The organism is Massilia orientalis, assembly GCF_030411975.2.
GTDB classification, from domain to species: Bacteria; Pseudomonadota; Gammaproteobacteria; order Burkholderiales; family Burkholderiaceae_D; genus Telluria; species Telluria orientalis.
The window spans coordinates 1-24,856 of record NZ_JASNRB020000042.1 but is presented as its reverse complement, the minus strand read 5'-3'; the positions used below and the strand labels follow the sequence as shown (position 1 = coordinate 24,856).

General features: G+C 60.5%; 21 protein-coding genes. 13 read left to right on the top strand and 8 right to left on the bottom strand.

All coding sequences use genetic code 11. The features are described from left to right. Positions 1-1,227 precede the first annotated feature (1,227 nt). Complete coding sequence (locus QPK29_RS31950) at positions 1,228-1,977, bottom strand: LysR family transcriptional regulator (protein WP_371772020.1); 750 nt, start codon at positions 1,975-1,977, stop codon at positions 1,228-1,230. 117 nt (positions 1,978-2,094) lie between these two features. Between QPK29_RS31950 and QPK29_RS31945 the strand changes: the two genes are divergently transcribed. From QPK29_RS31945 to QPK29_RS31930, 4 genes are all read left to right on the top strand, one after another. Then, complete coding sequence (locus tag QPK29_RS31945; RefSeq protein ID WP_371772019.1) at positions 2,095-3,477, top strand: nucleobase:cation symporter-2 family protein; 1,383 nt, start codon at positions 2,095-2,097, stop codon at positions 3,475-3,477. Positions 3,478-3,515: 38 nt separating this feature from the next. Continuing rightward, entirely contained in the window at positions 3,516-4,898 is a 1,383-nt protein-coding gene (locus QPK29_RS31940; RefSeq protein ID WP_371772018.1) for an amidohydrolase family protein, read from the top strand. 101 nt (positions 4,899-4,999) lie between these two features. Beyond that, complete coding sequence (locus tag QPK29_RS31935) at positions 5,000-5,509, top strand: nucleoside deaminase (RefSeq protein ID WP_371772017.1); 510 nt, start codon at positions 5,000-5,002, stop codon at positions 5,507-5,509. 965 nt (positions 5,510-6,474) lie between these two features. After that, positions 6,475-7,638 (top strand): Fic family protein, encoded by a 1,164-nt coding sequence (locus QPK29_RS31930; RefSeq protein WP_371772016.1) that lies wholly within the window; start codon positions 6,475-6,477, stop codon positions 7,636-7,638. Between the two features lie 555 nt (positions 7,639-8,193). Here QPK29_RS31930 and QPK29_RS31925 read toward each other — a convergent pair. Then, on the bottom strand, positions 8,194-8,844 hold the full coding sequence (locus QPK29_RS31925) for a VTT domain-containing protein (protein WP_371772015.1): 651 nt from the start codon (positions 8,842-8,844) through the stop codon (positions 8,194-8,196). Positions 8,845-9,095: 251 nt separating this feature from the next. On the opposite strand from QPK29_RS31925, the gene QPK29_RS31920 reads away from it, so the two are divergent. The 7 genes from QPK29_RS31920 (at position 9,096) to QPK29_RS31890 (ending at position 17,957) form a co-directional block, all read left to right on the top strand. Further along, entirely contained in the window at positions 9,096-9,308 is a 213-nt protein-coding gene (locus QPK29_RS31920) for a hypothetical protein (protein WP_371772014.1), read from the top strand. A gap of 83 nt (positions 9,309-9,391) precedes the next feature. After that, complete coding sequence (locus QPK29_RS31915; RefSeq protein WP_371772013.1) at positions 9,392-10,732, top strand: TolC family protein; 1,341 nt, start codon at positions 9,392-9,394, stop codon at positions 10,730-10,732. Next, on the top strand, positions 10,729-11,799 hold the full coding sequence (locus QPK29_RS31910; protein WP_371772012.1) for an efflux RND transporter periplasmic adaptor subunit: 1,071 nt from the start codon (positions 10,729-10,731) through the stop codon (positions 11,797-11,799). Before QPK29_RS31915 ends, QPK29_RS31910 begins: the two co-directional genes overlap by 4 nt. Further along, positions 11,796-14,849: an efflux RND transporter permease subunit gene (locus QPK29_RS31905; RefSeq protein ID WP_371772011.1), complete on the top strand. Its 3,054-nt coding sequence runs from the start codon at positions 11,796-11,798 to the stop codon at positions 14,847-14,849. Before QPK29_RS31910 ends, QPK29_RS31905 begins: the two co-directional genes overlap by 4 nt. A gap of 21 nt (positions 14,850-14,870) precedes the next feature. Beyond that, a complete protein-coding gene (locus QPK29_RS31900; RefSeq protein ID WP_371772010.1) occupies positions 14,871-15,848 on the top strand; it encodes a hypothetical protein in 978 nt (325 codons plus the stop codon). A 78-nt stretch (positions 15,849-15,926) separates the two neighbouring features. Then, positions 15,927-16,589, top strand: coding sequence for a response regulator (locus tag QPK29_RS31895; protein ID WP_371772009.1), 663 nt, complete (start codon positions 15,927-15,929; stop codon positions 16,587-16,589). A gap of 18 nt (positions 16,590-16,607) precedes the next feature. After that, the gene (locus QPK29_RS31890; protein WP_371772008.1) at positions 16,608-17,957 is read left to right on the top strand and encodes an ATP-binding protein; all 1,350 of its coding nucleotides are present in this window, start codon (positions 16,608-16,610) and stop codon (positions 17,955-17,957) included. On the opposite strand, the gene QPK29_RS31885 is transcribed toward QPK29_RS31890, so the two are convergent. Together QPK29_RS31885 and QPK29_RS33550 are read right to left on the bottom strand one after the other, a co-directional pair. After that, the gene (locus QPK29_RS31885) at positions 17,954-18,544 is read right to left on the bottom strand and encodes an SRPBCC family protein (protein ID WP_400189920.1); all 591 of its coding nucleotides are present in this window, start codon (positions 18,542-18,544) and stop codon (positions 17,954-17,956) included. The two genes, QPK29_RS31890 and QPK29_RS31885, sit on opposite strands and share 4 nt — an antisense overlap. A gap of 731 nt (positions 18,545-19,275) precedes the next feature. Next, positions 19,276-19,380, bottom strand: a complete 105-nt coding sequence (locus tag QPK29_RS33550; RefSeq protein WP_449821453.1) for a DUF7677 family protein — start codon at positions 19,378-19,380, stop codon at positions 19,276-19,278. Positions 19,381-19,534: 154 nt separating this feature from the next. Between QPK29_RS33550 and QPK29_RS31880 the strand changes: the two genes are divergently transcribed. Both QPK29_RS31880 and QPK29_RS31875 read left to right on the top strand, forming a co-directional pair. Beyond that, on the top strand, positions 19,535-19,729 hold the full coding sequence (locus tag QPK29_RS31880; RefSeq protein ID WP_400189919.1) for a hypothetical protein: 195 nt from the start codon (positions 19,535-19,537) through the stop codon (positions 19,727-19,729). 250 nt (positions 19,730-19,979) lie between these two features. Further along, a complete protein-coding gene (locus QPK29_RS31875; RefSeq protein WP_371772005.1) occupies positions 19,980-21,653 on the top strand; it encodes a tetratricopeptide repeat protein in 1,674 nt (557 codons plus the stop codon). A 1,062-nt stretch (positions 21,654-22,715) separates the two neighbouring features. Here QPK29_RS31875 and QPK29_RS31870 read toward each other — a convergent pair. From QPK29_RS31870 to QPK29_RS31855, 4 genes are all read right to left on the bottom strand, one after another. Beyond that, on the bottom strand, positions 22,716-23,189 hold the full coding sequence (locus QPK29_RS31870) for a Fic family protein (protein WP_371772022.1): 474 nt from the start codon (positions 23,187-23,189) through the stop codon (positions 22,716-22,718). Between the two features lie 164 nt (positions 23,190-23,353). Further along, positions 23,354-23,803, bottom strand: a complete 450-nt coding sequence (locus tag QPK29_RS31865; protein ID WP_371772004.1) for a hypothetical protein — start codon at positions 23,801-23,803, stop codon at positions 23,354-23,356. Positions 23,804-23,814: 11 nt separating this feature from the next. Then, complete coding sequence (locus QPK29_RS31860; RefSeq protein WP_371772003.1) at positions 23,815-24,465, bottom strand: hypothetical protein; 651 nt, start codon at positions 24,463-24,465, stop codon at positions 23,815-23,817. 130 nt (positions 24,466-24,595) lie between these two features. Then, positions 24,596-24,856, bottom strand: a 261-nt coding sequence (locus QPK29_RS31855; RefSeq protein ID WP_400189918.1) for a ribonucleotide-diphosphate reductase subunit beta, incomplete at its 5' end; no start/stop codon positions are given.

The following is a 24,856-nucleotide window of genomic DNA, read 5'->3' as shown; positions in this document are numbered from 1 at the left end:
GCATCACACCAAAACAGAAACTTGCCCTTGCCGCTTAACCTCTACTTTTAGCTCGCTCTAAAAATGGGGGGATTACCGCTGGAGCCACGGCTCCGCGGGCTGGGCAAAATGTATCGGCTGCACAAGTGGCTGGGCATCACGGGTCTTGTCAACTCCGTCCTGTACTGGTGGTTTGCGCAAGGTACAAGGTGGATGCTCGGCTGGGGCTGGCTTGAGTGCCGGGTGCGCGACAGCGGCAGTAGCGATATCGAACTGAATGGCTTGGCTGCCTGGCGGAGACGTGGTTGCAACCGGGCTGGCGGAGAACGATTTTCACCCGGAGCTGTTCGAAATGCGTTGAGGCGCCCGGACTGCCGCAGCTTTCCGAGAGACCGACCAACCGTAATTCAACCTTCCGTCCGCTGGGCTTAGCGGTAAAATGATGGCCCTCCGGTCTAAGTTGCCTGGTCACAACTGTCCCGAATTACGAACGTCCCACGCGAATTCAACGGCCCCGCAGCGCAGAGCCCGGCTGAACGCCCATCCGCTGAAAAACATACCCCCGGATGCGCAGGGTGTGAAGCCCGGGAAGGGCCCCTTCACTCCAATGATGCATGGGTGTGCTCTCGAGTAAGCAGGCCGGATAAGTAGAGAAGCCTACGCCAGAAGTTACGCCGGCAAGGCGCGACAATTCGCTGGTTGCAACAACCTTCATTCTCCTGAATAGCACGCCTCTACTCTCTCTTCCTCAATGCGGGCGCCATGACGAATCAAACGATTTATATTATTTACCTTTTTTGAGGAATGATATCGCGCCGAGAAGTTGAATGCACACCTCGAGTGGACTGGCGTAAGCATACCGCCTACTTCTTCAACTCTTCCACTCGGCGTGCAGCAGGGATCCAATCCTGGCCGTTAAGAATACCCTTTCAATGCCCTCAGGTGGCACTGCGCGTGCAGGGCAATCGTTGGGATCGCCGGGAACAATCCGGGGTCATCGGCGATACGCGATCGACTTCTGCAGCCCGATACGAAAGGCTTGCCTGGCGATATCGGCGCCAGGGATTGCAGGACGAATGCCGGCAACGAGAAGACCAGTCCGGCAATTACGAAAATGCAGCGGTACGCATTAATTCCGCCTTCAACCAAGAAGCCACCACACCCGGCTTACTATCTATTTTCCAGATCAGGTCCAGCCCGACGGTCCACTCGGTAAATGGATAAGCTTCCAGCTTCAGTTCCAGCAGTTCACCCGATGCAAGCTCTGCCGAAATAAGCCCGCTTCGGCACGATTGCCCAGCCAACGCCGCCTTTCAACAACTCAATCATGGCGGACTGGCTATGGATGCGCCACGTCTTGGGCGACTTCAGGTACTCGACAGTCAGCAAGTGGCGCGTTTGCGCCGCCAGCAATAGCTGCAAATGATCGGCCAGTTGGGAGAAACGTACACGCTCCAGTTGCGCCAGCGGGTGATCCCGGTGCACCACATTGGCAAACACCACTTGGCCTAAGCGGCAAAACCCGATACCTGGATCGTAATGGGCGCGCGCGCAGCCCAGTCCCAATGTGATCGTATCGTTCGCAAGCAACTCCAATAAGTCGTGCTGGGCAGGCTGGTGCACTTCGCATTGCACCCCCGGAAACTGGCGCACCGCGCGCGCAAACACAGGAGACAGTACGGTGCAGGGAAACGCATCTTCCACTCCGATCGCGATCCGTGTTTCGGCCTCGCCGGTCAGCGCACTGGCGCGCTCCTTCAAACCATCGCAATGAGACAGGATGGCTTCCGCCTCCAGCAACAACGCCTGGCCTGCCACCGTCAGCACCGGATAGCGGCCGCTGCGATCAAACAGAACGACCCCGAGGTCTATTTCCAGTTCACTGATGGCGGTGCTTACAGCCGACTGCACTTTGCCAAGCCTCCGGGCCGTCGCAGAAAAAGATTGTTCCCGCGTCGCTGTCACGAACACCTTCAGGTGGGAAAGCGAAAAATCCATGCGACCCATCTCCAATTTAGATAGATCCCATTTTTACATACGCCATTCCGTTTCGCAAAATGGGGCTACAAGATGCGCGGAAATGTTTTTCGCGCTCGAATCAAAATGGAGACATGGATGAACTTAGAACGTGTGCAGTTACATGAGGTCGACCGGCGCTTGCCGGCAGGCCGACTGGGTGTGCTGGGGTTTCAGCACGTGCTGGTGATGTACTCCGCCTGTATTGTCGTGCCGCTGATCCTAGGTGCCGCATTGCATCTGAGCAAAGAACAGTTGATCATCGTTATCAATGCTGACTTGTTTGCGGCTGGATTGGCTTCTCTCGTACAGTCGGTCGGCTTGTTCGGGTTCGGCATGCGCATGCCCGTCATGATGGGGGTAACGTTCACTTCGATCGCTCCTATGATCGCTATCGGCAGCAATGCGTCGTTAGGACTTCAGGGAATTTACGGGGCGATCATCGCATCAGGCATATTCGGCATTCTGTTCGCGCCGCTGATGGGGCGTTTCCTGCGCTTCTTCCCGGCCGTGGTCACCGGTTCCGTGTTGCTGGTAATAGGCATCAGCCTCATGAAAGTAGGCATCGACTGGTCGGCCGGCGGCCAGCCGCTGCTGGCTGACGGCAGCCCGAATCCCAAATACGGTGACCCTGTCTACCTCGGCATTTCGTTCGGCGTACTCACCCTCATTCTGCTGATCTCGCGTTTTGCGAAAGGCTTTCTCGCCAACATCGCGGTGCTGCTGGGTGTGCTGGCCGGATTTGGCGCCGCTTGCTACCTGGGCGAAGTCAGCCTCGATGGCTGGTCGGATGCCCCGTGGATCGCGCTGATTCAGCCCCTCACCTTCGGCATGCCGGTGTTTGACCCGGTCGCGATTATTTCCATGTGCCTGGTCATGCTCGTGACATTGGTGGAATCGACCGGCATGTTCCTGGCGCTGGGCACCATTGTCGGCCGCCCCACCACGCCGGAACGACTGGTGCGCGGCCTGCGCGCCGACGGACTCGGCGCCCTGCTGGGTGGCATCTTCAATGCCTTCCCCTACACGTCGTTTTCGCAAAACATCGGTCTGGTGACGCTGACCGGCGTCAAGAGCCGCTACGTGTGTGCGGCTGGCGGCATCATCCTCGTACTGATGGGCCTGTTTCCAAAGATGGCCTTCATTGTGGCGTCGACCCCTCCATTCGTCCTGGGCGCCGCCGCCATGGTGATGTTCGGCATGGTCGCCATGATGGGAGTGCGCATCCTGTCCACTGTGGATTTCGAACACCACCGTGGCAATACGCTGGTGGCGGCCGTGAGCATCGGCGCCGGCACCATTCCTCTGCTGTCGGGAAGCTTCTTCGCACAGCTGCCGGCCTGGACCCATGTAGTGACCGACAGCGGCATTATTTTGACCACGTTGACTGCGATCGTACTCAACCTGATGTTCAACGGCCTGGCTTCGCAAGAACAGGCGGAGACCGAAGCCGCCAGTGCGGCCGGGACCGCGGAAGCGTGACCCCCTCCTTTCAACTCATATATTCATACGGAACAACCATGCCTGTCCTGATCCTTCACGCCGACCATCTACTGACGATGGACGCCAACAACACCATCTTGACCGATGGCGCCGCGGCAATTGACGCCAATGGCCGAATTGTGGTGGTCGGCGATGCCGCCACCCTGAAAGCGCAATTTCCCCAGGTGCCGGTCAAGCGCCTCAAAGACCGCCTGTTGATGCCTGGCCTGATCAATACCCACGCGCACTCCGGCCTGTTGCGCGGCACCGCCGAAGGCTTGCCCGTGTGGGACTGGCTGCAGCAGTTCATCGACCCGATGCACCGCGTCGTAACGCCGCAAGAAGCGGAAATCGCATCGCGGCTGTGCTATGCCGAGGCACTGCTGTCCGGTACTACCACCGTGGTCGATATGTGGCGCCACATGCATGGCAGCGCGCAGGCGGCCGCCGATCTCGGCATCCGCGCCGTGCTGGTGCCTTATGTGGCGGAACACCCCGACCATGACTACTTCGAAACGCTCAATTCCAACGAAGCATTGATCCAGCAATGGCACGGCGGCGCCGACGGCCGGATCCAGGTCTGGGTCGGCATGGAGCATATGTTCTACGCCACGCCCAAGGCGTGGAAACGCGCGATCGAGATCAGTCGGCATTATGGCGTCGGCTTCCATACCCACAGTAATGAGAGCCGCTTTGACGTGGAAGAAACCCAGCGCCGCTATGGCATGCGCCCGATACAGGCATTGGAAAAATTTGGTTTGCTCGATGCGCCCAACGTGCTGCTGGCGCACTGCGTCTGGCTGTCCGATGAGGAAATTGCGATCCTAGCGCGGCGCAAGGTCGGCGTAGCGCATAACCCCGTCAGCAACATGAAACTGGCCAGCGGCGCAGCGCCGGTGGAAGCCTTGCTGGCGGCCGGCGTGGCCGTGGGCTTGGGCACGGATGGCGAAAAGGAGAACAACAATCTCGACATGTTCGAGGAAATGAAGACCGCTTCGCTGCTGGCCAAGCTGTCGAAGCTCGACGCCGCGGCGCTCGATGCCTGGTCGGTATGCCGTATGGCGACTATCGACGGCGCGCGCGCACTCGGCTTCGATAGTCAGGTCGGCTCAATCGAGGCGGGCAAAATGGCGGACATGATCGCAGTGCGGACTCACACGCCGCGCATGACGCCGCTGCTGGGCGGCTCGCACGGTAACCTGCACCACAATTTGGTGCATGCCGTACAAGGGGGTGACGTCGATATGACCATGGTCGCGGGCCGCATCGTGGTCGATGGCGGCCAGTTGTGCAGCGGAGACCTGGCAGCCATCATTACCCGGGCTAACCATGCCGTGCCGGACTTGTTCCGCCGCCGCGCCGATTGGATGCGCGAGCACGGCTCGGTCAACGCGCTGCACACACAATCCAGCGCAACGTAACCGCATCAGGCGCCGGGAACGCCGTCGCGGCGACGCACCCGGCATATCCGGAAGGCCACATCATGCGCTTCATAAGCCTTCGCTCCCAACAGGACCATCCCATGTACTTACCTGATAGCATCCCCTCCACCACACTCACCAAGCGTGACATGGCGCTGTTGCGCCAGAGCATCGACCTGGCCGACGCCGCGCGCGCGCGTGGCCGCCATCCGTTCGGCGCCCTGGTGGCGGACGAACACGGCAATGTAATCGCCACAGCCGGCAACAATTCCATGCCGCCTGAAGGCGATCCAACCCAGCACGCGGAACTCGCGGTGGCAGCACAGGCTGCCAGACTGCTAACGCCGGAGCAACTGGCCCGCTGTACGCTGTACACCAGCGCCGAGCCTTGCTGCATGTGCGCCGGTGCAGTCTACTGGTGCAATATTGGGCGGGTAGTCTATGCGCTGTCTGAACACAGGTTGCTGGAATTAACCGGTGACCATCCAGAAAACCCCACATTTTCGTTGCCCTGCCGCGAGGTACTGATGCGGGGACAGCGAAAGATTGAAGTCATAGGCCCCTTGATCGAGGACGACGCAGCCGCATCGCACTACGGGTTCTGGATATAGTATCCAGCATGCTCCGAATGCGGGGCAACGCGGGCGGCGTCGGACACGGCGCACCGTCCGTGCCGAAGGCGGCGTTCATGCCGGCCTTGCCCAGCCCCAGGAAAGCCGGCGTCAGCGCCGCTAGCAGCGACGCCTTGACGAGCAGCCCTGTGTACTTCGCGACACTCCGCTTCGGATCGTATATGAATGTACACGGCTTGCCGGGCATTCGCTTTATGATCAGGAGAAAGTAAGATTGCCCCCGCACATCCGGACTTTGGCGTACAAGCAACTGCTACGCCCCTGTGGGGTCTGCCAGTCAGTACCCCAATCGAAAGCGCGCATTCTTCGCGCTCTGACCCAAACGGGCGTTGCTGACTGATGCCTCCGCATGTGTTCCAGACAATGCCAAACCGCAATCCAACGGTCCCCCCGCTGGGCTTAGCGGTAAAATAATGGCCCTGCCTCCGGTCTAAGCCCTTGCCTGGTCAATATTGCACTGAATTATGAACGTTCCACGCGAAATCAACGCCGCCGCAGCGGAGAGCCCGACTCAACGGCCCTCCGCTGAAAAACACACGCCCATGGATTCGCAGAGTGTGAAGCCCGGGAAAAACCCCTTCTCTCCTATGATGCATGGGCGTGTTCTCGAATGAACATTTGCGGTGAACAGGGAAACCTACGCCAAAAACTGCGCCAGTCGAGTTCGGCATTGGCCTGTTTCGACGACATTCATCCGCAGGACGCAGCCCGTCGCGGATTCTCCCTGCATGCTATCGATGCGGGCCAATCAATACTTTGATTTATATTGTTTATATTGTTTTTTAGATTCAAATAGGCACTTTTTGCGACTACACTGCTCATCCAGGTTCGCGCCGCCGTGCTAACGGCGACCTGGAAATGCTAGACGTGCTCGAACTACGCCAGCAGATATTCCCTGAGCCGTAAATGTTAAAATACGAATCAAATCCTGATTCGAAAAAAGCATGAATACGCCTCAAACCCCCATGTACGTATGGCAACACAAGGACTGGCCGCAGTGGAGGTTCGATCCCGCGGCAGTTCAGAAAGCTCTTAGCTCTGCTCGCCTCGCGCAGGGGATGCTGCTGGGCGCGGTGCACGCAATCGGCTTCGGTTCCGCAGACCTGGACAACGTGCTCAGCGAGATATGGGTGCAGGAAGCGATTTCGACCGCGGCAATCGAGGGGCAGTCCCTCGACCTTGACCAGGTGCGATCGTCAGTGATGAGGAAAGTGGCCAACAGGTACATCGGTCCGTCATCACGGCACATCGACGGGCTGGTCGACATGATGGATGACGCTATCGCCAATTGCGATCTGCCTCTCGACGAAAATAGACTTTGCAGCTGGCAAGCCGCCCTCTTCCCAACTGGGCGTTCGGGTGTCGAGAAGATCGAGGTTGGACGATACCGTTCCTTTGATGAACCAATGCAGATCGTTAGCGGGCGGCCCGGGCGCGAGGTCGTTCACTACCGAGCTCCTGACTCAAGAGATGTGCCGGCGGAGATGGATAAGTTCTTGAGGTGGTTCAACCAGGCGCCACGGATGGACATCGTAGTCAAGGCAGCGATCGCTCATCTATGGTTCGAGACGATTCATCCCTTCCACGATGGGAACGGACGGATCGGGAGAGCCATCATCGACAGCATCATCGCGCAGGAGACAGGGGGCGATAAAAGGCTTTACAGCATGTCGCGGCAGATGGAGGAAAACAGAGGGCGATACTACGAGCAACTGAACCAGGCGCAAAAAGGAGATCTCGATATCACCGACTGGATCATATGGTTCGCAGACCAGTTCGCGGCCTCGTGCCAGAAGTCCCTGAAACATATTGACGTCGCTCTTGAAAAAGCGCGCTACTGGGCAGCCCATTCGGGAGACGAGTTCAATGAGCGGCAAAAGAAGGTGCTCGAAAAATTGCTGGATGCCGGAAATGGCGGATTTCTCGGCGGGCTTACGCGGGAGAAATACACGAAAATCACAGGCTGCTCGGATGCGACGGGGACGCGTGATCTGGCCGATTTGTTGCAAAAGGGCGCCCTAACCTCCGCCGGCGTCGGGAAAGGCACCAAATACTTTGCGAACGTACCTGGGTGGCATGGGAACACTGAACGGCCGCAGCTGCCCTAGACACTGCCAAACCGCAATCCAACTTTTGCCCGCTGGGCCAGGATGCTACGCCGACGAAGCACGGCAATTTGCCAGCGTCGGCAATGCTCATTTTCTGCCATAACACACCTTGCCCTCTGTTGTCGCCAATGGTAGGTTTGCCTCAGTCTCCGCTGGCGGAATATAGCCGAGTGGTTCCTGTATCGGTGATGGTTAAGCCAGGGCACCTGTTTCAGGTGCTAAACCTTGGCAACTTGACCGTGCGCGACATCACCTGCCTCTCGCGGAAGGCGTTCCGTTACAACCGCTCACACTGTGGACTCAACAAGCACGATCATGTCTATAGAATAGACAACAAGTCGATGTGATATCGGGGACATCGGGCCAGGCGGGGAGCTTTCCCGCCGACTACCCCATTTGCCTGCCAGCGACAGGGACCGCTATGCCGGAACGAAGAACCGATGACGAAACCGCACTCGTTACAGAGTATGCTTTGTTCCTGTCCGAGACATCTCGTCGACGATCGGAACGCCGGCGCAAAAACCGCAACTGAACCATAGGCGTACATCCCGAACGTTACGAAGTCGCTTTCCGTCGACCGAATTTTTGCTTGCCCCAGGCAAACACACCAGGCAGGATGGACAATAAGACGACCCCGATCAGCACCATCGAAAGATGGTCGCGGATCCAGCCCACGTTACCTAGTTTGTAGCCGGTGCCAACCAGCAGTCCGACCCAAAGCAGACCGCCGCACACGTTGTAGGCGATGAAGCGGCCGAAGTGCATACTGCCGAGTGCCGCCACGAAGGGCGCGAACGTCCGCACAACCGGGACGAAGCGGGCCAGGATAATCGCCTGCGGTCCGTGTCTGTCAAAGAATTCGCGGGTCCGGTCCAGGTGTCGCTGGTTGATCAAGCGCGCCCCCGCCCCTCCGGCAGCCAGGTGCTTGCGCATTATCGTGCCCGCTGCAAAATTCGCCGCGTCTCCGCCTATCGCCGCGAGCGCGACGGCAATGAGCAGGATCGCCAGGTGCAGGGCGCCGCCGGCAGCCAGCGTGCCGGACACGAACAGCAAGGAGTCGCCGGGCAGGAACGGCAGCAGGACAACACCTGTCTCGACAAAGATCACGGCGAACAACATCAGATAGACCCACGCCCCATGCGCTGCGGTGAACGCGGCAAGTCTGGTATCGAGATGAAAAATCCAGCCTGATGCTGCCTGGAGCATGACTTCCTCTTTGCTGATCGATTCGTATGACCACGCCCGGCTCGTGGCGCGTGGCAGGTTCCGGTGGTAAGCCCAAGAATAACCTGTCGCTCGGGCACGCACGAGACAGATAACGAAAAAAATCACGCATGGGCAAGGGCACGATGCGTCTCTGGTTGGCAGCCGCACGATTGTGTACGTCGCGCAGTAGCAGCTAAGTTTCCTCCGTAGCCTCTCGTTTGCACAACTCTTGCGCTTTTTGGCGAGGCATCATGCACCGCTACGCAGAACTCACGCTGTTAGTCCTCGTCATTGCCGCTAGCGGCACTAAAGCCTACGTCACCGGGCTCAACCCACCCCAGCAACCCGCCGCGCTGGTGTTGGCGGTGGCGAATTTCCTTGCCGAGCGGCTCCTCTGGGCGATTCCATTCCTGATCGGCATCGGCCAGCGCGGCAGGGCTCGGTATCCGGCCGCAATCCTTTAATCGTCCATTCATTGTCCGATTGGTAAGCTGGGCAATAATGTCACGTGTGCCCCGCTACGATGGTCTACCGATTCCTTTCGTGTATGTGTTGTCTGGCAGTAGCCGGCTGTGCGACCTACCGGCCGCTGCCGCTCGGACCTGTCCCCGAGCTGCCCGGGCGTCCTGCCCAGATCCAGGTCGACACGCGTAGCCTGCCGTTTCCCGTATTGGCCGCGCATCCCTTCGATCCGCGCGACGGCCTCGACGAGATCGAGGTCGCGACGCTGGCCGTGGTGAACAATCCCGATCTGAAACTGGCGCGCGACGATCTTGCCGTGTCGCGTGCCCAGGCCTTCGCCGCAGGCCTGCTGCCCGACCCGCAGCTGGCGCTGGCGGGCGATGTGTCCAACAGCGACGCCAGTCCGGGCGGCACACGCGCTTTCAGCTTTGGCCTCAACTACGACGTCGGGGCGTTGATCAGTCACGCCGCCGGCCGCCGCGCCGCCCAGGCCGACGTGCGGAAGACCGACCTGGCGCTGCTGTGGCAGGAATGGCAGGTCGCCTCGCAGGCGCGGCTGGCGTTCGTCCGGTTGACCCATGGCCGGCGGCTGCTGGCCGTGCTGGACGCGAACCGGGCGCTGTTCGCCGACCGCGCCACGCGCACGGAACAAGCCCAGCAGCGCGGCCTGCTCACCAGCGACGCGGCGCTGCCCAATCTGACGGCGCTGCAGGACATCGATAAACAAATCCACGACCTGCAGCGCCAGCTGAGCCAGACCGCGCATGACCTGAACACCTTGCTCGGCCTGGACGCCCGCTTCGATCTGCGCCTTCAGGACGGCACGCCGCCCGCGTTCGCGGACGAGGGTGCGGCGGATAGCGCGCTGACCGACCTTCACCGGCGCCGTCCCGACCTGCGCGCCCTGGTCGCAGGCTACACGGCACAGGACCAGCGTTACCGTGCGGCGCTGCTAGCCCAGTTTCCTTCACTGAACGTGGGCCTGACCCGCTCGCGCGACAACAGCAACGTATATTCGAACAGCCTGGGCATCACGCTATCGCTGCCCTTGCTGAACCGCCACCGCGGCAACATCGCCATCGAGCAGGCCACGCGCCAGAAACTGCACGACGAATACCAGGTGCGCGTCCAGGCGGCGCGTAGCGAGATCCGCGCCGTCCTCGATCAGCAGCGCCTCGACCGCGCGCAGCTGGAACGCATCGATACCGCGCTGGCCCGGCTGGAGCCGGCCATCCAACGCAGTGACCTGGCGGCGCGCGCCGGGTTGATCGATGCGCTCGCGTACACGAATGCGCGAGCAGCGCTGCTGGCCAAGCAGGCCGAGCGGATTACCCTGCAGCAGCAGATCGCCGAACAGCGTGTCGCGCTGCAAACCTTGCTCGGGATCGCTCCCGATGCATCCTCGACGGAACATCCCCAACCATGAAGACATCCATTCTCGTGATCGGCGCGCTCGTCGTGGCCGTGGGTGCCGCGGCCGCATGGCACTGGCACGCCGGCGCCGGCACCGCCGATGCCGCGCCGGAAAATGCGGCAGAGCCCAGCGCGCTGGTCCGCGTGCAGCAGGTAGCTCGCCAGAGCATGCCCCGGACCCTCGACACCTTCGGCGACATTGCAGCGGGCAAGCCGGAATCGCTCAGCTTTCCTCAACCCGGCCAGTTGCTCCGCTTGCCGCTGGTGCCGGGTCAGCGCCTGCGCCGCGGCGATATCGTCGCCGTGATCGGTACCGATCCGAATACCGCCGCCGCCTATGCGCAGGCAGCGAACGCGGTCGGCTTCGCCCAACGCGAATTGAAGCGCCAGCAGGAACTCGCTGGCCTGCAGCTGGCCACGCAGTCCCAGGTCGATGCCGCGCGCAAGCAGCTGGAGGACAGCCAGGCCGCGCTGGCGGCGCAGGCGAAACTGGGCGGGGCCCATGCGAGCGTGACGCTGACGGCGCCGTTCGATGCCGTCGTGACCGCATTGCCGGTCGCGCAGGGCGAACGTGTCGCCGCCGGCGCGCCGGTCGCCCAGCTTGGTCCCACCGGCCATCCGCGCGCACTGCTGGCGATCGAGCCGGCCCGCAGCGCGGCCGTGAAACCGGGCATGGCGGTCACGCTCAAGCCGCTGCTGGACGGTGCCGCACCGATCATGGCGCGCATTGCGACTATCGATGGCGTGATCGACCCGAAGAGCCAGATGGTGACCGCGATCGTGGACCTGCCTGCGAGCGCGGCTGCGGGCCTTGTGATTGGGACGCGCGTGGAGGCGACGATCACGCTTGGCGAAGGTAACGTCTGGAGCGTCCCCCGCCAGGCCGTCCTGAGCGACGACCAGGGCAGCTACCTGTTCCAGGTCGCGGGCGGCCATGCGCGTCGCGTCGCCGTGAACGTGCTGGGCGAGACCGCGCGGACCTATGGCGTGGACGGTCCGATCGACCCGGCGCAACAGGTGGTCGTGCTCGGCAACTACGAGCTGCACGACGGCATGCCGGTACGCGAGGCGAAGCAATGACGCTGGCCGGGTGGACCCAGGCGCACCGGCGCTCGATTCTGTTCCTGCTCGCGCTGCTGGCGTTGGCGGGCCTCGTCGCGGCGTTCCGCCTGCCGGTATCGCTGTTCCCGACCGTGGACTTTCCGCGCGTGGTTGTCTCGATCGATGCGGGCGACCAGCCCGCCGAGCAGATGGAAATGCTGGTCACGCGGCCGGTCGAGGAGGCGGTGCGCCGCGTGCCGGGTATGCGCAACGTGCGCTCGACCACGAGCCGCGGTTCGGCCGAAGTCTCGATCACCTTCGACTGGGGCCTCGACATGGCGGCCGCCGCGCTGCAGGTGAACGCGGCCATCGCCCAGGTGCAGGGCTCGCTGCCGGCGGCGACGCAGGTTCTCGTGCGGCGCATGGACCCGACCGTGTTCCCGATCATCGCCTACAGCCTGGTCTCGAGCACGATGTCCGAGGTTGCACTGCACGACCTGGCCGAGTTCCAGTTGCGTCCCGCGCTTTCGAGCGTGGATGGCGTGGCGCGCGTGCAGGTGCAGGGTGGCGCGATTGAGGAATACCGCGTGACGGTCGATCCGGCGCGCCTCGCGGCGGTCGGCCTGGCGCTGGACGACGTGGCGAAGGCCGTGTCGGCGGCGAACGTGATCAGCGCGGTCGGCCGGCTGGAAGACCACTACAAGCTGTACCTCGCGGTGTCGGACACCCGCCTCGATTCCCTCGCGCGGCTGCGCGCACTGGTGCTGCGCAACCCCGCTGGCGGCATGGTGCGGCTCGCCGACGTCGCCAGCGTCGATGCCAGCACGGCCCCGAACTGGACCCGCGTGACCGCCGACGGCCGCGACGCCGTGCTGTTCTCCGTCTACCAGCAGCCGGGCAGCAACAGCGTGCAAATCGCACAGGACATCAAGGCGCGCCTGGACGGCCTGCGCAAGCAACTGCCGCCAGGTGTGCAGATCGCCAGCTGGTACGACCAGAGCGAACTGGTGACGGCGTCGGCGGCCAGCGTGCGCGACGCCGTCCTGATCGGCATCGGGTTGTCGGCGGCCGTCCTGCTGCTGTTCCTGCGCAACGTGAAGGTCACGCTGATCGCGATCGTCGTCGTGCCGGCCGTACTGGCCAGTACCGTCGTGCTGCTGTACGTGCTCGGTATGAGCTTCAACATCATGACCCTGGGCGGCATGGCGGCCGCGGTCGGCCTGATCATCGACGATGCGATCGTGATGATCGAGCACATCATGCGGCGTCTCCAGGGCGGCGAAGGCGAGGTGCACAGGCGCGTGATGGCCGCCGCGCTGGAGTTCCTGCGCCCCTTGGCCGGTTCCAGCGCGTCGACGCTGGTGATCTTCGTGCCTCTGGCTTTCCTCTCCGGCGTGACCGGTGCGTTCTTCAAGGCGCTGTCGCTCACGATGGCGGCGGCGCTGTTCATCTCCTTCCTGATCAGCTGGCTGGCGGTGCCGCTGCTGGCCGACCGCTTCCTGAATGCGAAGGACGCCGAGCACGCACCCGATTCTCGCCTGGTGCGCTGGCTGCACGGGCACTACCGGCGCGTGTTCGGCGCGCTGCTGGCGCGGCCCTGGCTGCTCCTGATCGGCGTCGTGCCGCTGCTGCTGGCCGGTGTTGTCGCCTACCGCGCGGTCGGCTCCGGCTTCATGCCGGCCATGGACGAGGGCGGCTTCGTGCTCGACTACCGCGCGTCGCCCGGCACCGCGCTGACCGAGACCGACCGCCTGCTGCGCCAGGTCGAAGGCATCATCCGCGCGACCCCCGACGTCGCCACCTATTCGCGCCGCACCGGCGCCGGCCTGGGCGGCGGCCTGAACGAAGCCAACCAGGGCGATTTCTTCGTGCGTCTGAAACCGTCGGGACGGCGCCCGGTGGACCAGGTGATGGACGATATCCGCGGCCGCATCGAGCACCAGGTGCCGGGCGTCGAGGTCGAGATGGCCCAGCTGATGGAAGACCTGATCGGCGATCTGACCGCCGTGCCGCAGCCGGTCGAGATCAAGATCTTCGGCGACCGTCCCGGCACGCTGGCCGCGAGCGCGCGGGCGGTGGCGGCGCGCCTCTCCAAGATCGACGGCGTGGTCGACGTCAAGGATGGCATCAACCCGGCCGGCGACGCGCTTGACATCCGCGTCGATCCGGCGCGGGCGGCACTCGAGGGCATGGACGCCGACGCCATCACACGCTACGTGTCCAGCGTCCTCTCCGGCACCGTCGCGACGCACGTGCCGGGCGGCGTCAAGATGGTCGACGTGCGCATCTGGGTGCCGCAGAACCAGCGCGCCACCGAGACCGATCTGCGCCGGCTGCGCGTGGTCGCGCCGGACGGTCACGTGTTCCCGCTGCAGCGCGTGGCCGAGATCCATGCGGTCACCGGCCAGGCGCAGATCACCCGCGAGAACCTCAAGCGCATGGTGGCCGTCACCGCGCGCATCAGCGGGCGCGACCTCGGCTCCGTGATCGCCGATGTCCAGAAGATGATGGCCCAGCCGCGCACGCTGCCTGCCGACAGCTATTACCAGCTGGGTGGCCTGTACGAGCAGCAGCAGATCGCCTTCCGTGGCCTGATGGCGGTGTTCGCCGCCGCCAGCGCGCTCGTGTTCCTGCTGCTGCTGTTCATGTACGAGAGCTTCCGGCTGGCGCTGTCGATCCTCGTCACCGCGCTACTGGCCGTGTCGGCCGTGTTCATCGGCCTGTGGCTGACCCACATCGAGCTAAACATCTCGGCCATGATGGGCATGACCATGATCATCGGCATGGCCACTGAGGTAGCGATCTTCTATTACTCGGAGCAGCAGGAGCTGGTCGCCGACCGCACGCGCGAGCAGGCCTTGCTGGAAGCGGGATTGAACCGCATGCGGCCGATCGCGATGACGACGCTGGCCGCGATCCTGACCTTGCTGCCGCTCGCGTTCGCGCTCGGGCGGGGCTCCGAAATGCAGCAGCCGCTGGCGATCGCCATCATTTCCGGGTTGGTCGTGCAACTGCCGCTCGTGCTGCTGCTGATGCCTGTCCTTTTTCACCTGATGCGCGGACGCTCGTCCGGCGCCGACCAAGTCTGACGCTGTCCATATGGAGAAACCGTGAAACCTGTCCTGATCAAACCGTTCCTCGTCGGCGCCGCGCTGGCGGCCTGCCTGTCCTCGGCCGCCGCCGCGGAGCCCGTCCATTACGTCGTGCAGCAGCGCTGGGACCTCGGCCCGGCAACGCGCTGGGATTACCTCGCGCTCGACACCCAGCGCAACCGGCTGTTCGTCACGCGCGGCGACCGGGTGCAGGTGCTCGACGCCGCCAGCGGCAAGCCGGTCGGCGAGATTCCAAATACGGCCGGCGTGCACGGCGTGGCATTCGCGCAGGACCTCAAGCTCGGCTTCACCAGCAACGGCCGCGCCAACAGCATCACCGTGTTCGACCTCGATACGTTGCAGGTCAAGGGCGACTGGAAGGTGGCGGGCACCAATCCGGACGCGATCCTGTACGCCCCCGCCACCCGCAAGCTGTATACGTTCAACGGCAAGAGCCAGGACGTGAGCGTGTTCGATGCCGCGAGCGGCAAGCCGATCGCCACGATCGCGGTCGGCGGCAAGCCGGAATTCGCGGCCACCGACGGCAAACGCGTCTACGTGAACGTCGAGGACAAGAACGAGATCGTTGCGATCGACGCAGAGACCGACCACGTGCTGGCGCACTGGCCGCTGGCCGGCTGCGACGAACCGAGCGGACTGGCGCTGGACAGCGCGCACGCGCGGCTGTTCTCGGTATGCGGCAACCGCGCGATGATGGTCACCGACAGCGCGAGCGGCAAGGTGGTGGCGCACATCTCGATCGGCGACCATCCGGACGCGGCATATTACGATCCTGGCACCGCCACGGTGTTTTCCTCCAATGGCGCGGGCACGCTGAGCGTGGTGCGCCAGCTGGACGCCGACCGTTACGCGCCCGCGGTCGAGGTGCCGACCGCGAAGGGCGCGCGCACCATGGCGTTCGATCCGGCGAGCGGTCGGGTGTACCTGCCGACCGTCGTCGACAAAACGTTCACCATGGTGGTGGTCGGCCCATGAGCGCGCGGTTTGCGGTAAGCTGGCGGCGCGATTTCCGAGGTGTCTCATGACTAATTCACGCTCCCGCGACAACCACCCATGCGCCTGCTGCTGATCGAGGACGACCCGATGATCGGCGACAGCATCGCCGAAGGCCTGCGCGCGGAACGCTATGCGCTCGACTGGGTGCAGGACAGCGGGGCCGCCCAGCTGGCGCTGGTGACGGACGTCTACGACCTGTTGTTGCTCGACCTCGGCCTGCCGGGCCGAGACGGCCTCGACGTGCTGCGCCAGTACCGCGCCCGCGGCGGCCAGGCACCGGTCCTGATCATCACGGCGAGGGACAGCACCGCCGACCGCGTGCAGGGACTGGACGGCGGTGCCGACGATTACCTGGTCAAACCGTTCGATCTGGAAGAGTTGTTCGCGCGGGTACGTGCGCTGCTCAGGCGCGGCGCCGGCCGCGCGCAACCCGACATCGTGCACCGCGGCGTGACCTTGCGCCTGACCGCGCACGAGGCCCTGCTCGACGGGAAACCGTTACCGTTGTCGGCGCGCGAATTCGCGCTGCTGGCCGCGTTGCTCGACCCGCCCGGACGCGTCATGTCGAAGGCATTGCTGGAACAGAAGCTGTACGGCTGGAACGAGGAGGTCGAGAGCAACACCGTGGACGTGTACGTGCACCGCCTGCGCAAGAAGCTCGGCGCGGATTTCATCAGGAACGTGCGCGGCGTGGGCTACCTGGCGCCGCAGACTTCATGAGCACCGCATGAGGACCCCATGAGGACAATCCGCAGCCAGCTGCTGCTCGGCCTTTTGGGCGGGACCCTGACCTGCACCCTCGTGGCCGGTGGCGCCATCTACTTCAAGGTCCTGGAAGAATCCAACGAACTGTTCGACTACCAGCTGCGCCAGATGGCGACGACGCTGCCGACCACGCAGGCCGGTTTGCCGGCGCTGCACCAGCATGGCGATCCCGAGGAAGAGGTGGTGATCCAGGTCTGGGACCGGTCCGGGCGGCTCGGCTACGTCTCGACCACCGCACATGTCCTGCCGGCCGCTTCACGGCCCGGCTACGCGACACTGACCGGCAACGACGATACGTGGCGCGTGTACCTCGCCGAGCGCGGCGGCGACAGGGTACAGGTGGCGCAATCCGTGTCGGCGCGTGAAGAACTCGCGGCGCGGCTGGCGTTGCGCTCGCTGCTCCCGTTCCTGGTCATGCTGCCGATACTGGGGGGACTGATCTATGCCGTCGTGGGGCGCAGCTTGAAACCCTTGACGCGGCTCGCGCAAGCGCTGGGCCGCCGGTCGCCGAGCGACCTCCAGCCACTTGCCGAACGGGACGAGCCGCCAGAGCTCAGGCCCGTCGTCGCGGCAATGGACGACCTGCTGCTACGGCTCGACCATGCATTGCACAGCCAGCGCACCTTCGTGGCCGACGCGGCGCATGAGCTTCGTACGCCGCTGACCGCCCTGCAGCTGCAGTTGCAACTGGCGGAGCGCGCTGGTGACGACGAACAGCGCGCAGCCGCCTTCACCAAGCTGCATCAGCGCCTCGATCGCGCCATCCATCTGGTGCAGCAGTTGCTCACTGCGGCGCGGCAGGAAGGCGGCACGGGCGAGGCGGCCCAGGTACCGGTCAATCTGCTGGAAGTGGCGCGTGCCTGCATCGGGGAGCGCTACGACCAGGCCAGCGCGAAGAACATCGACCTGGGGATCGTCGAGGCCGAGGCGGATCTCGATGGTCCGTGCCTGCCCGGTAACGCCGATGGTCTGCGTATCCTGATCGGCAACTTGCTCGACAATGCGTTGCGCTACACGGCGCCGGGCGGCCGTATCGACGTCACCATCGCGCAAACCGAGCGGGAAATCGTGCTGCAGGTGGCCGACGACGGGATCGGCATCGCGCCTAGGGAGCGCGACCGGGTGTTCGACCGGTTCTACCGGGGCGCGGGGCATGCCGAATGGGGCAGTGGGCTGGGCCTGTCGATAGTGCGCAGCGTCGCGAATGCGCATCGAGCCACTGTGGCACTTGGCGACGGGCCGACAGGGCGTGGGCTGTTGGTGACGGTGCGCTTTAGTGTGCCTGACAAGACCGTCGGCGCCGGATCGAGTAATCGGCGTTAGTCACCGGCGCCGGCAGATTGTTTGCGGCGGAGCATCTCCAAACGCAGGCTTTCCAGATCCTTTTGAATACGGGATGCGATGGCCGTATCGCCGATCCCGAATGGTAGCCAGTATCCCAAGGTCGCCTTGCTGTCGTAAGTGACGACTGTCTGTCCATTCAACGCCTGCAGGGATGTCGTGACATCGCCCTGCTTGACACTACCCGACACGACATGCGAAACGAGTCTCGTGCCTGGAAAAAGCTCGACACGTCTCACGTATTCGAACGGGATGCTGAACCAACCGAATCGCACCTTGCCCGCCTGCCGGACCAGCATGCTGTCTTCCGTACGCGATAAAATGCGGCTCTCGTCCAGGTCGGCCAGGAAGTCCGTCATATGGTCATAGTCGGTCAGGACGGCATATGCCTGCCGGGCGCTGACCGGCACCGCAAACTGCGCATGAGCGGTGACGACATCACCCTGCCGGCTCACCTTGACCTGCATATCCTCCTCGGGTCGTGCGGCATGGCTGCCAACCGGCGTGGCCAACAGCAAGACAAGGGACAAAGCCCGGCATGCGGGTCGGAGGTCGATAGAAAATGACATGTGCGGGCACGCGGCGAAGGAACACGAGCATATTAGACCACGTTGGCTGAATTCCATGCCCTTCCATCCGCTGGCCTTAGCGGTACAATGACAGCCTTGTCCTGGTTGGCGCCTTGCCCGGCCGATACTTTTCTGAACTATGACCGTCCCACACGAAATTCACGCCGCCGCAGCGAATAGCATTGCTGCACAGCCATCGGCCGAAAAACACACGGCTATCAATCCGCAGGGTGTGAAGCCGGGTAAAAGCCCCTTCTCTCCTATGATGCATGGGTGTGTTCTCGAATGAGCAACAGCGTTGAATGACGAAACCTACGCCGAAAGCTACGCCCGTTGAGTTCGGCAATCTGAAGGGCATGCCCGTACTCATCCGCGAAGCAAGTGTCACCCTACTCAAGATGTCACTGACGATCTATCGACCGCCAGTGGCGCGAAAACGATTTATATTATTTACTTTGTTTTTCTCAAACGTCGGGCCAACGCAGTTTTTGACAATCACGTTCGAATCCGTGTAGCCGCCAACCCTTCTTGCTCGCCCGATGGTCCCGCAACTTTATAAGGCGAAACGAGTTGCCCCCGAAATGCAGCTGAAGGAACTGACGAGGTCAACTACAGAGTGTCGCGACCGGCCACAACCGACCCAAAGCGGACGGTCTCAACGCTGGAAGCCTAACGGTCAAGGCTTGCTGTCCTTGCGCGGCGGTGGGCTGAAAAGTTCGACTTCCCAACCTTCACACGGCGGGCTGACCATATAATGTCTGATCGCAGTAGCTGCGGATGTATTGCGCAGCTCGATACTTAGCGTATTTTGCGTTGGTTGGCGTCCCGTCTTCCAAAACTCGATGACGTTCGCAAAGATGGATAGGCCTGTTCCATCAGGCAGAACGCGCCAAAGCCGGGCAGCATCCGGAACACGTTGTGCCATGCGTCGTGTTGTAAAAGATCGCGATCGCCTGCTTTGGCGACCATTGATCGGCTTACCTGGCAACGTTGCTGCGCCATCTGCTCGCGGTGATCTGGATCGAGCGCGCCGAAAGAAACCAGCTCGACAAGGGTGCGGCGCACCTGAAGAACAGGATTCCGGCCGGCTGGGACGCGCAGACCGGTTGCCTATATACGCGCCGGCACGACAAGGGCATCCCGTTCGCACCGGCGCCGGGATACGACTGCACCTCTCACGCATGAGCCTTGAGCCGCGCCTATGAGTCATGGACATTTCTTGCGAAGCGAATTATGGTCATAATTGACATCGTTGGACACTCGCGTCGCATCATTTTTCGAATCCCGTTCGCCTAATTGCGCTAAGCATCGGCCGTAACTGTTGCCAGTAAGCAGAGCCCGGTCGCGGTTGACTCGTTAAAACGTGAATGCCGACTGATGTTGACGAAACATTTTATATGTTGGGTTGTGATTACTACCGCCGCCTGAGGACATCATGCGTCTAATTGTTGCGATATCCATTTTCCTTTTAGCTGCTCTGTGCGCAACGAACGCGAACGCGCGGAGTTGCAGTCGAGAAGATAATGGGCCCCTTGATTTTTGTCTGCAACTCGCGCAAGCAGGCAATGCAGTTGCCGCTTTAAACTTGGGCGAGATGTACAGGGACGGCGCTGGCGTCGCTCAAGATGCTACGAAAGCTCGTTACTGGTTCGAACAGAGCGCGCGAGCCGGGCTCCCGGCAGCCCAACACAACTTGGCGCTTCTGTTTTACTTCGGGAGTGGCGGCCCGGTCGATAAGGACCAGGCTTTCTACTGGATGAAGATGGCCGCATTGAGCGGCAGCGCGACTTCGCAAAAGCAGTTGGGCGCCATGTACCTGAATGGTTGGGGAACGCCTGTGGACGTCGAGGCCGGGCTTCGCTTGATAAGGGCGGCAGCGGATCAAGGTTTTCAGGTCGATTTTTACTTGTCACAACTTCGACAATATGCAACCCCAAGCAGGCTGGAAACGCTTAAAGCGTATGGAACGAATTGGGCTATTCGCGGCAATGTCGGCGCCATGCGCGAACTTGGCCGGACAAACTTATATCTGACCCATGATTTCAGCGCCGCATTTCACTGGCTAAAAAAAGCGGCGGACAGAAAAGACCCATACGCACTTTTTGACCTGGCAAATATGTATTTTTTTGGGAAGGCGTTTAAGCGAAACTGGGCAACGGCAGCGGAGTACCTGCAGCAAGCCTGGGATGCCGGCAGCATCCAGGCGGGTTTCCAGCTTGCCGAACTGGACATTCTGCTTGGTAAAGGAATAAGCCACCCCGACGAGGTTCGCCATGTGCTTGAAGCGGCTTGGGAAAAGGCCAAGCCTCTGTGCAAGGAAGGAACATGCGATTTTGATGGCTTCCGATTGCTGGCGATTGCTTATGAGCGCAAATACGGAGGGCCCCAGGATCTCGACAAAACTCGCGAAATTTATTCCATCGTCGACAAATTAAAAATGGATGGAACCGATTCTTACTATAGTGAAAACGACCCTTGGGAAAAGCGTATGCCACTGAAGTACGCGCGTCCCTCGGTTATCACCGATATTCCAGCGCAAACCCAGCTGGAACTGGGCCTCAAGAAAGTCAAGGAATTGACGCCGAACTTTAGCAAATCTGGGACCAAAGCGGTCCTGGATTTCGACATGCAGGTTTATGTCGATGCAAGCTCCCAATGGACTCCTGAGACAGTTGGCCAACAAATCGAATTCGCCGCCAAAATCCTTGCGCAGTGTAATATCAGGCTGCGAAAAGCGAGAATCTGGCTAACAGAACATTACAGCAACGAAAATCAAAAGGACTTCCGGTCAGCTTCGGGGGCAGCAATATCCGCGTTCTTCGTCTCGCAAAAAGATACAAAGAAACCAAACGCGAACAGGGACGAAAATAGAATCGAGTTTCCCTGGGTCCGCGACGTCGATCTACCAATCGAACAAGGACAACGTGGTATCCTGCCCCACGAGCTCGGACATATGTTCAGTCTGCCGCACCCCGCTAATTGGGAACGCACAGTCATGCAATATGGCTGGTTGGGCAACGGTGCCGACCAGTTTACCGCCATCGAATGCGAACAAATGCGCCAGCACGAATTACTGACCAAGACGAAGTCGGATGCGAAGCTACATTAGAGGCGTCATCATGTCGAACGTCGGGGCGACAAAGCGGGAATAGACAGCCGCGCAGCGCGTAATCAACACTTCAATCGCTGCTCCAGCGCCCGCAAGTAAAACTCAGCCTTCTGCTTGCGATGCGCGCCAAACGACTTCCGGCGCAGGACCGCCTGCAGGTGACGCTGCGCTTCCCTCGCCACCACTCGCCTAGAATTGCCGCGCTTGCGCAGAGCGGCAACGGCGAGCGCATGTCCCATCGCGTAGTCACGCGCGCCTGGTGCGCAAGGCATCGGCGGCGGCCGTTTCCTTGACCAGCGCCACATTTTCCTGCGTCGCCAAGTCCATATGAACGACGGCCTCACCCATCTGGCCGCCCCCAACGCTCTGCTCAACCGCCGCGGCGCTGATGTCGTGATCTCCTGAGCCGTCTCGCCAGTTGGTCGGTAAGCACACTACCGCTGTCGATACGATTCACGCTCGCTGTAATCAGGTCACGGATTTCGCGTGCCGCGTCGCTCCTGAATGACCGCAAGGCGCTCTTGAAGAGCCTTGCGTTCCGTAGCGCCTCGGACGCGCAAAGCAGTTAGCAAGCCATCATATCGAAGCCATTACCAAGGATTTGCGAGAGAATGCAAACGCCTTGATTGAACTGCCCGACGGATCACCCCATGATTGAAACAACATCCCTATTGGCGAACCATTATCAGCCAGCTCGCATACACGAACATCACAAGTCTAATACAAAGGAATAAAATCTTGAACCCTTCATTTTTAGAACTTGAAGTTGTCGCCTCGACGGCCGCCTTGGCAGTTACTACCGTTAAACGCCAAGTAAAAGAGGGCAAGTGTCCCAAGCCACGTCCGCCATCTGGACGCCGCATAGGTTGATTAGTTCACAAAATTGGAGAGTGGGCAAAAAGGGCAATTCCTGATTTAGCGCCACCGATAAATACTGGCACCGGAAACGAACTGGATAATAGTTACACCCTCGCGACCAAACTGCACCAATAAAACGCCAAAGGCTGCTCCGTGCTATACGCGAAGCAGCCTTTGGCGAATAAATCGATATTCTGACGTAGATTAATTCAGAATTCGATCGAGGATGAAATTACGTAGTAACCCCGGCTTCCCATCACGATGTGCCCGTATCGCGTCACCATATGAAGGAGACTGATCTAATGGCCACGATTTCGGATCAAGATTAAAGCGTTTGAGTAATACCAAAACCATAAGGCGACCACTATGCCCATTACCATTTGCATAAGGATGAATCGCGAAGAAGTAGACGAGAAACTTCGCCAAAATATCTATAAATGCAAGTAAAAGCTTTTGGTCAAATTTCCCGGCTTTTTGGACGTCTTGCGCGAAAGCCTTGATCACCAGTTGGAGCTGGGCTTCGAACAATTGCATCTCGAAGGCAACATTATGTGGAGGAGTTCCAACCCTTCTGTCACCTAGTACCCCAACCTTATAGTCCCTCAGACAAGGGAACGCGGATCCCCGATAGTTACCAGCAAGATAGCGACAATTATCAGGGGTAAGCCCATGAAACATGTAACGATGGGCCCGCAAAGTCGAGTAACCCTTGAAAATGCGGGGCCGTCCCTTAAGCATCCGGACTAATCGTTCACACCGCTCAGTTACACGTTGTGCTTCTGGATGAGTTTCGTAATCCCAATTCGAACAATTGTCGTGAGTCCCTTTCATCTGCAGGTACGCTACGCCTTCCCAGAAGTAATCTGGTCCATCCACTCTTGAGAAAACACAGGCATGTTTAAGTTGATACGTTCTAAGGCCAGCTGCGCTTTCTCGATAGTCGAAGCGTCGAAACTTGCTTCCGAAATATTATGTCGATTACGAAGACTGTCAGCTATTTCGGTCTTCAACTGAGTTAACTCGCCGTCCATTGTAGGCAAGACCGCTCGAGTGCCTTGTAAAGCAGTTTGCTCAGTAGGCACTACATGCACAAACGCCAAATGGTTATCAGCCTTCGCTTCCGGAGCAAAACTTACAGTCGCAGCTGTCGAAGCAACAGCAAATGCTGCTACCGCACCAGCTCGAGCAGCGGTTGACTTCACAACTTTCACTACATCGTTCGCTGCATTAATCAGACCTTCACTGATCCACGCACAAACACGAAAGTCATCAAAAACTCCAAAATTATTCATTTGAGCCATCCTTATTCGCCAGCGGCGATTCGCTCTGCAATCTTCCCTATCGCCGCACTTAATGCCACAAATAGTGAAGTCCTAAGATCCACACGAACAACAGCTTCAACATCAACCTTATCCGAAGTCATCAGTTTTGCATTTGCATATGCATTAACATGATAAAAATCGATACAAGTTTCATGGCCAGAGACTGCATAATTCGCGACGTTTGCGATCAATTTTGCCGAATGCGCTGGCTCACTAGTGACCGGAACCAGCTCCTCTTTCTTTAGGCTGATCATCCGCAAAGCTTTTTCGAGCTCCGCCCCAGCGTTGATATGCAACGCTCGAGTGATGTCTGAAAATGCATTCAAATTGATTTTGATCGACAGAGCGGATTCAATACCATGGCCGAAAATCTTCGTCTGAGCAAACACAAAGTTGACTTCCAGGCCATTGTATTCAACAGTAGCAATGTCAGCAACATACCGACGTTGTGGGACCGGAGCATCGTTCAGGTTCAACGAAAATCGAATGCTGCCGTCAGGCAGGTGCTCTACTTCTGTGCGTTCCATAGGAGATCCCTCCAGACGGGTAGAGGCTTGCGCTGCTAGACCCATGAGAAGCTTCGACGGCGCAGGCTTGTTCACCTGTGCTGTAGTCACCTTGTTTTTTGCCATGACTAGATTTTGTTAGTAGTAAAGGGGGATGATAGCATGCCATTTGCTCGATGCAACTAGGCAACGAACAAGTGTCTCATGTACGTGCCAACGTTTTCTTACGATAAGCGCCCCCATCTAACTTTTGAAATTAAACATTCCAGTCCAGCGCGCCACCGGTCTGGTACTCGGTCACGCGCGTCTCGAAGAAGTTGCGCTCCTTCTTCAGGTCGATCATCTCGCTCATCCACGGGAACGGGTTTTCCTCGTTCGGGAACAGCGCATCCAGGCCGATCTGGACGGCGCGGCGGTTGGCGATGAAGCGCAGGTAGCCTTTGAACATGGCTGCGTTCAGGCCCAGCACGCCGCGCGGCATCGTGTCTTCGGCGTAGCGGTATTCCAGGTCGACGGC

What these genes read in the sequence shown, in the direction of transcription:
- QPK29_RS31950 (WP_371772020.1), bottom strand. Translation starts at nt 1,977, where the DNA reads ATGGATTTTTCGCTTTCCCACCTGAAGGTGTTCGTGACAGCGACGCGG.
- QPK29_RS31945 (WP_371772019.1), top strand. Translation starts at nt 2,095, where the DNA reads ATGAACTTAGAACGTGTGCAGTTACATGAGGTCGACCGGCGCTTGCCG.
- QPK29_RS31940 (WP_371772018.1), top strand. Translation starts at nt 3,516, where the DNA reads ATGCCTGTCCTGATCCTTCACGCCGACCATCTACTGACGATGGACGCC.
- QPK29_RS31935 (WP_371772017.1), top strand. Translation starts at nt 5,000, where the DNA reads ATGTACTTACCTGATAGCATCCCCTCCACCACACTCACCAAGCGTGAC.
- QPK29_RS31930 (WP_371772016.1), top strand. Translation starts at nt 6,475, where the DNA reads ATGAATACGCCTCAAACCCCCATGTACGTATGGCAACACAAGGACTGG.
- QPK29_RS31925 (WP_371772015.1), bottom strand. Translation starts at nt 8,844, where the DNA reads ATGCTCCAGGCAGCATCAGGCTGGATTTTTCATCTCGATACCAGACTT.
- QPK29_RS31920 (WP_371772014.1), top strand. Translation starts at nt 9,096, where the DNA reads ATGCACCGCTACGCAGAACTCACGCTGTTAGTCCTCGTCATTGCCGCT.
- QPK29_RS31915 (WP_371772013.1), top strand. Translation starts at nt 9,392, where the DNA reads ATGTGTTGTCTGGCAGTAGCCGGCTGTGCGACCTACCGGCCGCTGCCG.
- QPK29_RS31910 (WP_371772012.1), top strand. Translation starts at nt 10,729, where the DNA reads ATGAAGACATCCATTCTCGTGATCGGCGCGCTCGTCGTGGCCGTGGGT.
- QPK29_RS31905 (WP_371772011.1), top strand. Translation starts at nt 11,796, where the DNA reads ATGACGCTGGCCGGGTGGACCCAGGCGCACCGGCGCTCGATTCTGTTC.
- QPK29_RS31895 (WP_371772009.1), top strand. Translation starts at nt 15,927, where the DNA reads ATGCGCCTGCTGCTGATCGAGGACGACCCGATGATCGGCGACAGCATC.
- QPK29_RS31890 (WP_371772008.1), top strand. Translation starts at nt 16,608, where the DNA reads ATGAGGACAATCCGCAGCCAGCTGCTGCTCGGCCTTTTGGGCGGGACC.
- QPK29_RS31885 (WP_400189920.1), bottom strand. Translation starts at nt 18,544, where the DNA reads ATGTCATTTTCTATCGACCTCCGACCCGCATGCCGGGCTTTGTCCCTT.
- QPK29_RS31875 (WP_371772005.1), top strand. Translation starts at nt 19,980, where the DNA reads ATGCGTCTAATTGTTGCGATATCCATTTTCCTTTTAGCTGCTCTGTGC.
- QPK29_RS31870 (WP_371772022.1), bottom strand. Translation starts at nt 23,189, where the DNA reads ATGTTTCATGGGCTTACCCCTGATAATTGTCGCTATCTTGCTGGTAAC.
- QPK29_RS31865 (WP_371772004.1), bottom strand. Translation starts at nt 23,803, where the DNA reads ATGAATAATTTTGGAGTTTTTGATGACTTTCGTGTTTGTGCGTGGATC.
- QPK29_RS31860 (WP_371772003.1), bottom strand. Translation starts at nt 24,465, where the DNA reads ATGGCAAAAAACAAGGTGACTACAGCACAGGTGAACAAGCCTGCGCCG.